5 protein-coding genes and 1 pseudogene are annotated in these 7,630 nt (G+C 70.9%); 4 read left to right on the top strand and 2 right to left on the bottom strand.

Going from position 1 to position 7,630, the window contains the following annotated elements; all coding sequences use genetic code 11:
- Nucleotides 1-1,180, top strand: a 1,180-nt coding sequence (locus G3573_RS18440; RefSeq protein ID WP_163263152.1) for a lysozyme inhibitor LprI family protein, incomplete at its 5' end; no start/stop codon positions are given.
- Nucleotides 1,181-1,187: 7 nt separating this feature from the next.
- Here G3573_RS18440 and dnaE read toward each other — a convergent pair.
- Nucleotides 1,188-4,616, bottom strand: a complete 3,429-nt coding sequence (gene dnaE / locus G3573_RS18435) for a DNA polymerase III subunit alpha (RefSeq protein ID WP_163263151.1) — start codon at nt 4,614-4,616, stop codon at nt 1,188-1,190.
- A 311-nt stretch (nt 4,617-4,927) separates the two neighbouring features.
- Between dnaE and G3573_RS18430 the strand changes: the two genes are divergently transcribed.
- Nucleotides 4,928-5,305, top strand: coding sequence for a hypothetical protein (locus tag G3573_RS18430; RefSeq protein WP_163263150.1), 378 nt, complete (start codon nt 4,928-4,930; stop codon nt 5,303-5,305).
- Nucleotides 5,306-5,322: 17 nt separating this feature from the next.
- Nucleotides 5,323-5,490, top strand: coding sequence for a hypothetical protein (locus tag G3573_RS18425; RefSeq protein ID WP_163263149.1), 168 nt, complete (start codon nt 5,323-5,325; stop codon nt 5,488-5,490).
- Between the two features lie 21 nt (nt 5,491-5,511).
- Here the strand turns inward: G3573_RS18425 and G3573_RS18420 are convergent, their stop codons facing one another.
- On the bottom strand, nt 5,512-7,008 hold the full coding sequence (locus G3573_RS18420; RefSeq protein ID WP_163263148.1) for a nitrilase-related carbon-nitrogen hydrolase: 1,497 nt from the start codon (nt 7,006-7,008) through the stop codon (nt 5,512-5,514).
- 114 nt (nt 7,009-7,122) lie between these two features.
- Between G3573_RS18420 and G3573_RS18415 the strand changes: the two are divergent.
- Nucleotides 7,123-7,630 (top strand): annotated as a pseudogene (locus tag G3573_RS18415) (hypothetical protein); the annotation flags it as partial.

The following is a 7,630-nucleotide window of genomic DNA, read 5'->3' as shown; positions in this document are numbered from 1 at the left end:
GGCGAGCGCCGCGAAGCCGGCGACGCCCGCCGCGACGCCCGAGCCCGCCGCGCCCGAGCCGGCGGCCGCGGCCGTCACGAACAACGCCCTCCTGCCCCGCGGCGTCATGCACGCATGGCCGAAAGACGCGCCGGGCCCGGTCCACGTGGCCATCGACGGCCTGCTGCTGACCCTCGCCTCGACGGGCGGCGGCGAGGACGCTCCTGCGGTCCCCCACCTGACGGTCCGCGCTCCGAACGGCGCGAGCGGTGAACTGGTCGGCGAAGGCGGAAGCAGCTCCGTCGCGGCCACCTTCGGCGCCGGCCATTTCGAGGAGCGCCGGCCGGCGCAGGACGTGATCCTGACCACCTACACCGGCGGCGCGCACTGCTGCGTGGAGATCAAGGTCCTCAGCCTCTCCGGTGGGAAATGGCGAGCCGTCGATGTCGGGACCTTCGACGGCGAACCGCTGGACACCTTCCCGAGGGACATCGACGGCGACGGCGTCTCGGAGATCGAAGTCTACGACAACCGGTTCCTCTACGCCTTCACGGCCTATGCGTTCAGCATGGCGCCGCCACAGTTCTGGGTCGTGCGCGACGGCGAAGCCGTCGACGTTTCGGCGGAGCCCCGTTTCCGGAAGGAGTTCGAGGCCTACCTCCCGGACGCCAAGGCGGGTTGTCAGGAGCACAACAACGGCGCCTGCGCGGCCTACCTCGCGGCCGCGGCCCGGGCGGGCCGCTTCGCCGAAGCCTGGAAGACCGTGTCGGCCAGCTACGACAGCAAGGACGACTGGGGCCTGCCCAGCGTCTGCCTGGACGCGCAGAAGCCGGGGCGTGCGTGCCCGAAGAACCGGGAATTCACCTTCACCGACTTCCCGAGCGCCTTGAAATGGTTCGTCATCGACACCGGCTACCTGACCGCCGACGCGATGAAATGGCCGGAGGGCCAAGGGCCGAGCTTCGATTGCGCCAAGGTGCACGACGTGAACCTGACCCTGGTGTGCGTCACGCCGGAGCTGGCCGCCGCCGATCGCGCGCTGAGCGCCGCCTATGCGGCCGCGTCGGGCTCCGGCTCGGCCGGTCTGCGGCGCAGCCAGCGGGCTTGGTTGGCTGCTCGCGACAAGGCGGCGCCGGACGCGGGCGTTCTGCAGCGGCTGTACGAGCAGCGGATCGCCGAGCTGAACGCCCTGGCCCGCTGACCGACGCCTACGCGTCCTCCAGCATCAGCACGCCCGGCGCCGTCTTCAGCGCGCCGCGCAGCGAGGCGTCCAGGCGATAGCGGCCCGGCAGGCGCAGCTCGATCTCGTGGGCGCCGTCCAGGGCCGCGATCAGCACGATCTCGCCCCCGCCCTTCTGGGTCGCGCCGGCCTCCAGCCGCTTCTTCAGGGCCTCGACCTCGGCGGAGCGCGGCGAGACGTGCACGCGCAGGCCACCGGCCGCCTGCTCGATCGCCTTGGCGATCGGCTCGGCCTCGTCGCCGAAGAAGCGCACCTCGCCTTCGGCCGCCTTGGCGCGGACCTTCAGGATGATCGAGGCGCCGGTCTCCAACACGTCGCGGCAGCGGCGCAGGCTCTCCGGCGGGAACATCACCTCGTACTCGCCCGTGGGGTCGGACAGGGTGACGAAGGCGAACTTCTCGCCGGTGCGGGCCGAGGCGCGCTCCTGGCGGCGGCGCACGACGCCGCACATGCGGAAGGCTTCCTGGCCTTCCTCGGCCAGGGCCTGGGCCTCGGCCGCCAGCGTGGTGCGCCGGCGGCGCAGCAGTTCGACCATGTCCTCCAGCGGGTGGCCGGACAGGTAGAAGCCGACGGCCGACAGCTCCTCGTCCAGCCGCTGCGGGCCGATCCACGGTTCGCTCTTGGGCAGGCGTGGGCGCGTGGCCTCGCCGCCCTGGCCGAACAGGCTGACCTGAGACGAGGCGCGTTCGGCCGCCACGCTCTGCGCATAGGCGATCAGCCGGTCGGCGGCCTGGACGATCTGGGCCCGGTCGGGGTGGATGCTGTCGAAGGCGCCGGCGCGGGCCAGGTTTTCGATGGCGCGCTTGTTCACCGCCTTGGGGTCGATGCGCTCCAGGAAATCGAAGATGTCGCGAAACGGGCCGCCCTCGCGGCGCACCTCGACCAGGTGCTTCATCGCCTCCAGGCCGACGTTGCGCACGGCGCCCAGCGCGTACAGCACCTCGCCGTTCTCCACGTCGAAGTCGGCCATGGAGACGTTCACGTCGGGCGCGCGCACCTTCACGCCGAAGCGGCGGGCGTCCTGGTAGAACACCGCCAGCTTGTCGGTGTTGGCGATATCCAGGCTCATCGACGCGGCCAGGAACTCGACCGGGTGGTTCGCCTTCAGCCAGCCGGTTTGATACGAGATCAGCGCGTAGGCGGCGGCGTGCGACTTGTTGAAGCCGTAGCCGGCGAACTTGGCCACCAGTTCGAAGATCGAGTCCGACTGGGACTCGGGGACTCCCTTTTCCTTGGCTCCGGAGACGAACCGGGCCTTCTGGAAGTCCATCTCCTCCTTCTTCTTCTTGCCCATCGCCCGGCGCAGCAGATCGGCTTCGCCGAGGCTGTAGCCGGCCAGGATCTGGGCGATCTGCATCACCTGTTCCTGGTAGACGATGACGCCGTAGGTCTCCTTCAGCACCGGCTCCAGCGAGGGGTGCAGGGTGTCCATCGGCTTACGGCCGAACTTGCAGTCGACGAAGGTGTCGATGTTGTCCATCGGCCCCGGTCGATACAGCGAGATCAGCGCGGTGATCTCCTCGATCGAGCCGCAGCGCATCTTGCGCAGGGTGTCGCGCATGCCCTGGCTTTCGAGCTGGAACACCCCGATGGTCTGGCCCGAAGCCAGCAGTTCGTAGGTCTTCTCGTCGTCGAAGGGCAGCTGCGACAGGTCCACGCCCGCGCCGCGCTTCTCCAGGAACTTGGCCGCGCGGTCGAGCACGGTCAGGGTCTTCAGGCCCAGGAAGTCGAACTTCACCAGGCCGGCTGACTCGACCCACTTCATGTTGAACTGGGTGGCGGGCAGCTCCGAGCGCGGATCCTGGTACAGCGGCACCAGCTCGACCAGCGGGCGGTCGCCGATCACCACGCCGGCGGCGTGGGTCGAGGCGTTGCGGTACAGCCCTTCCAGCCGCAGCGCCGTCTCCAGCAGCTTCTCGACCGCCGGGTCGTCGCGCCGGGCCTCCTTCAGCCGGGGCTCCAGCTCGATGGCCTGGGCCAGGGTCACCGGGTTGGCCGGGTTGTTCGGGACCATCTTGGACAGACGGTCCACCTGGCCGAGCGGCATCTGCAGCACGCGGCCGACGTCGCGCAGCACGGCGCGGGCCTGCAGGGTGCCGAAGGTGATGATCTGGGCCACGCGGTCGCGGCCGTACTTCTCCTGCACGTAGCCGATCACCTCTTCCCGCCGCTCCTGGCAGAAGTCGATGTCGAAGTCGGGCATGGAGACCCGTTCGGGGTTCAGGAAGCGCTCGAACAGCAGGCCGAAGCGCAGCGGATCGAGGTCGGTGATGGTCAGCGCCCAGGCGACCAGGGAACCGGCGCCCGAGCCCCGCCCCGGCCCCACCGGGATGCCGTGCGCCTTACCCCACTTGATGAAGTCCGACACGATCAGGAAGTAGCCGGAGAACCCCATCTTCTGGATGATCCCGACCTCGCGATCGAGGCGGGCCCAGTAATCCTCCTCGGGCGCGGACATCGGCGTGACCGCCAGGCGCGCCTTCAGACCCTCCTTGGCCTGCCAGGCCAGTTCCTCGGGCTCGGAGCGGCCCGCGCCGGTGCCGAAGCTGGGCAGGATGGGATCGCGCTTCTTGACCAGGAAGGCGCAGCGCCGGGCGATCTCGAGGGTGTTGTCGCAGGCCTCCGGCAGGTCGGCGAAGGTCGTTCGCATCTCCGCGGCCGGCTTGAACCAGTGCTCGGCGGTGACCCGCCTGCGGTCGTCCTGGCCCATGAAGGCGCCGTCGGAGATGCACAGCAGCGCCTCGTGCGCCGCGTACATGTCCTTCTTGCCGAAATAGACGTCGTTGGTGGCGACCAACGGCACGTCGTGGTCGTAGGCCCAGCCCACCAGGCCGGGCTCGGCGGCGTGCTCGGCCGGCCGGTCGTGGCGCTGCAGCTCGACGTAGAAGCGGTCGCCGAAGGCCTCGTGCATGGCCTGGAGCGCCCGCTCGGCCTCGTCCTTCTTGCCGGCGGCGAACAGGTGGTCGACCGGGCCGTCCGGGCCGCCGGACAGCAGGATCAGCCCCTCCGAGCGCTCCACCACCCGGCTCCAGGGCACGTGCGGCTCGTCCATCGGGCCCACCTCGAGGTAGGCGGCCGAGGACAGGGCGGTGAGGTTGAGATAGCCGGCCTCGTTCTGGACCAGCAGCACCACCGTGGGGGTGCGGGCCCAGCGCTCGCCGGGCTTGTCGCCGATGCCGGAGACCGGAATGGCGCAGGCCACGATCGGCTGCACCCCGGAATCCTTGGCGGTCTGGGAGAACTCCAGCGCGCCGAACATGTTGGCGCGGTCGGCGATGGCGACGGCCGGCTGGCCGTCGGCGGCGGCCAGAGCGCCCACCTTGTCCGCCTTGATCGCGCCTTCCAGCAACGAATAGGCGGACCGAACCCGCAGATGGACGAAGCCTTCGCCGCTCATGTCATCCCCGACTTAAGCGTCGGGAACGACTCACGCCACCAGGTGCGTCACCGACCACACCATCCAAACGAAGGCGGACACGGAAGCAAGCGCCAGAGTTTCACGAACTGCACGAACGACCATGGAATTTTCCCCCGGCTTCACCGTTTCCGATTTGTTCTATATTCCGGTTTTGTTCTCATTGCAAGCATCGCGAATCGGTGTTCGCCCGCCCCGCTCCCTCAGCAGTAATTCCGGACCGGCTCAGGCGCGGCCCTGACGGCCGGATCCATGCGCGCGCGGTTTCAGGCGCGCACGGATGGAGCAGGAACATGGCGACGCTTCGGACGATCGGCGCCCTCGTCGTCGCGACCGCCCTGACGCTTCCGATTGGGGCGCAAGCCCAGGCCACCGCGAACCCCAGGCTGGCCGACGGGCGCGACTGGCAGCGCTCGTCGCCCGAGGTGCGGCGCGCCTACCTGGCCGGCGTGTCGAACATGATCTCGGTGGGCGCCCGCTACGACGCCAAGCACGATCCCGGCCAGGCCGACACCTTCTCGCAGCGCGCCCAGAAGGGCCTCGACGGCTTCACCGTCGACGCGGCGATCCAGACCGTCGACGCCTGGTACAAGGCCCACCCCGACCAGCTCGACAAGCCGGTGCTGTCGGTGATCTGGGTCGAGATGGCCAAGCCCCGGCTGGCCGAGTGAAGCCGCAGGAGACCGCGATGAGAAAGCTCGCGACCGCCCTCGCCGCCGTCGCCCTCGTCCTGGCCGGCTGCGCCACCGCCACCGGCGCCGTCGTCGGGGCCGGTATCGGCAGCCTGTCGGGCAACGCCGGAACCGGAGCGCTGATCGGCGGCTCGGTCGGCGCGGTGATCGACATCGTCGACTGACGTCGACCACCGGCGCCTCCCTCAGCCGACGGTCGCGGCCGCCGGCGACCGTACGCCTCCCTTGCCTCGCGCGAAGGCGGCTGCGGCCAAGCTAGCGAACCCCGCCACGCACCCCCAGGCCAGCCAGTCGCCCAACCGCGCGTACGGCGTGACCGCGCCACGGACCGGCAGGTCGGCGACCATGGTCTTCACGCGGTCCTTGGTCCCGTAGTCGTCCATGGCGGCCAGCACGCGGCCCTGGGCGTCGACCGCCTGGCTCAGGCCGTCGTTGGTCACCCGGAACATGGACGCGCCGTTCTCGACCGCGCGCAGCCCGGCCATGTGGGTGTGCATCGGATCCATGCCGCGGCTGTCCCAGGACGGGTTCAGCAGGATGTCGGCGCCGGCGCGGCCCGCCTGACGGATCAGGGCCGGGTAGTCGAAGTCGTAGCAGATGGCCCAGGCCAGCCGGCCGTAGGGGGTGTCCATCACCTGCATCTGGCCGTCGCCGGGCACGGAGGCTTCGGCCGGGGTCGGATGGCTCTTCAGATAGGTCGAGCGCACCGCGCCGCTCGCGTCGATCGCCACCACCTTGTTCTGGGCCTGCCGCTCGCCCGGGGTGATCGTGGCCATGGCCATGAACAGGTAGACGCCTTCCTCGCGGGCCAGCCGGCGGCCCTGCGCCACGAAAGCCGCTTCGTCGTCGGCGAAGACCAGCGCGTTGGCCTCGGACCAGACGACGATTTTCGCCCCCGCCCGCGCCTCTTCGCGGCTGCGGTCCAGAAGCCGCCGCTGCAGCTCCTGGGTCGCCGGCCGCGCCTTCTCCACCACCTCCGGCGTCAGCTTCCGGCCCTGGGCGAGCGGCGCCCAGGCGCCCATGAACACGTCCAGGTTCTCGGCGACCACGCCGGCCACGCGTACGGTCGGCCCCTTCGGCGGATCCAGCGCCAGGCGCAGCCCGCCCCCGGCCAGCACCGCCGCGATCACCGCGGCGGCGGCGAGCCCCGCACGGCGGGCGGCCGGATCGGCCCAGCCGCGCGCCCAGACGAAGTTCGCCGTCGACGCCCCCCAGCCGACCAGGAAGCTCACGCCCCACAGGCCCGTGATCGACAGCACCTGCAGCAGCGGGAGCGCGCCCCACTGCGAGTAGGCGGCCAGGCCCCACGACCCCAGCCCGGAGCTCGACCAGGCGAACTCGGTGGCGACCAGCGCGCAGGGGAACACCAGGGTGGAGGCGAAGCCCTTCAGACGCGGCGCGATCAGCCGGTCCGCCACCACCGGCAGGAAGAACAGCAGGCCGATGGCCGCGACCACCGCGTGATAGGTCGGCCCCTGGAAGACGATCGCGCCGCGCCAGGCCAGGTCCTGCCCCGCGATGAACGCCACCGCGCCCAGGGCGAGCCCCGGCAGGGGCGCCGAGCTTCGCGTGAAGCGGAGCAGGAAGACCGGCGCCAGCCAGGCGGCGATCGGCACGGCCGTATTCCCGACCGTGAAAGCGGCGCAGGCGAAGGCGAGCGCCAGCCAGACGAATCTCGACATAAGGAACCTCGGTTTGCGGGTTGCGTGCGCCGGACAAAGCCGGAGCGGACGACGCCCGCGAGCGAAGTTGCGTCGCCGGACCGGCGGCGTTCGCAGGCGGAACCGGAGGCGTCGATGAGGCCCGTTCACGAAGCGTCGGCGGGACTGCGCGCAGGCCTCAGCCCGCGCGGCCTCGCCCGCGAGCTGGGCGCCCTCCTGGGCGTCGCCGTCGTGCTGGCCATGATCGGCGCCTTCGGCCTGTTCGTGACCGGGCCCTGGCCGGAGCGGGTGCTCTACTGGTCGCGCACCGTTCTGGCCGGCTACCTCATTCAACGGCCGTTGATCCGGCTGGGCGCGGGCGCGGCGGTGCGGCTGGGCCGGAACGAAGCCGTCGGCTGGGTCGCGGCGGTGCTGCTGGGCGCCGTGCCCATGACGTTCTGGCTGTGGTGGCTGGGCCCGGCGATCGACCTCGCCCGTCCCGGGCCGGACGACGCCGCCTTCCTGCAGACCTACGCCCAGGCCCTGCCGATCGGCGCGCTGGGCTGGAGCCTGATGTGGATCCTGGCCGGCCGCCGCCCGGAGGCCGAAGCGGCGCCCGCCGAACCTTCGGTCCCCGCGCCCGACGCCGAGCCCGCCCTCGAGC

Origin of the sequence: Caulobacter sp. 17J65-9, assembly GCF_010975005.1 — a bacterium.
Classification (GTDB): Bacteria; Pseudomonadota; Alphaproteobacteria; order Caulobacterales; family Caulobacteraceae; genus 17J80-11.
Note: the sequence above shows the minus strand (reverse complement) of the source record. Positions and strands in the feature narration are given on the sequence as shown.

Excerpts from the sequence above, each read along its gene's own strand:
- dnaE (WP_163263151.1), bottom strand. The coding sequence starts at position 4,616 with ATGAGCGGCGAAGGCTTCGTCCATCTGCGGGTTCGGTCCGCCTATTCG.
- G3573_RS18430 (WP_163263150.1), top strand. The coding sequence starts at position 4,928 with ATGGCGACGCTTCGGACGATCGGCGCCCTCGTCGTCGCGACCGCCCTG.
- G3573_RS18425 (WP_163263149.1), top strand. The coding sequence starts at position 5,323 with ATGAGAAAGCTCGCGACCGCCCTCGCCGCCGTCGCCCTCGTCCTGGCC.
- G3573_RS18420 (WP_163263148.1), bottom strand. The coding sequence starts at position 7,008 with ATGTCGAGATTCGTCTGGCTGGCGCTCGCCTTCGCCTGCGCCGCTTTC.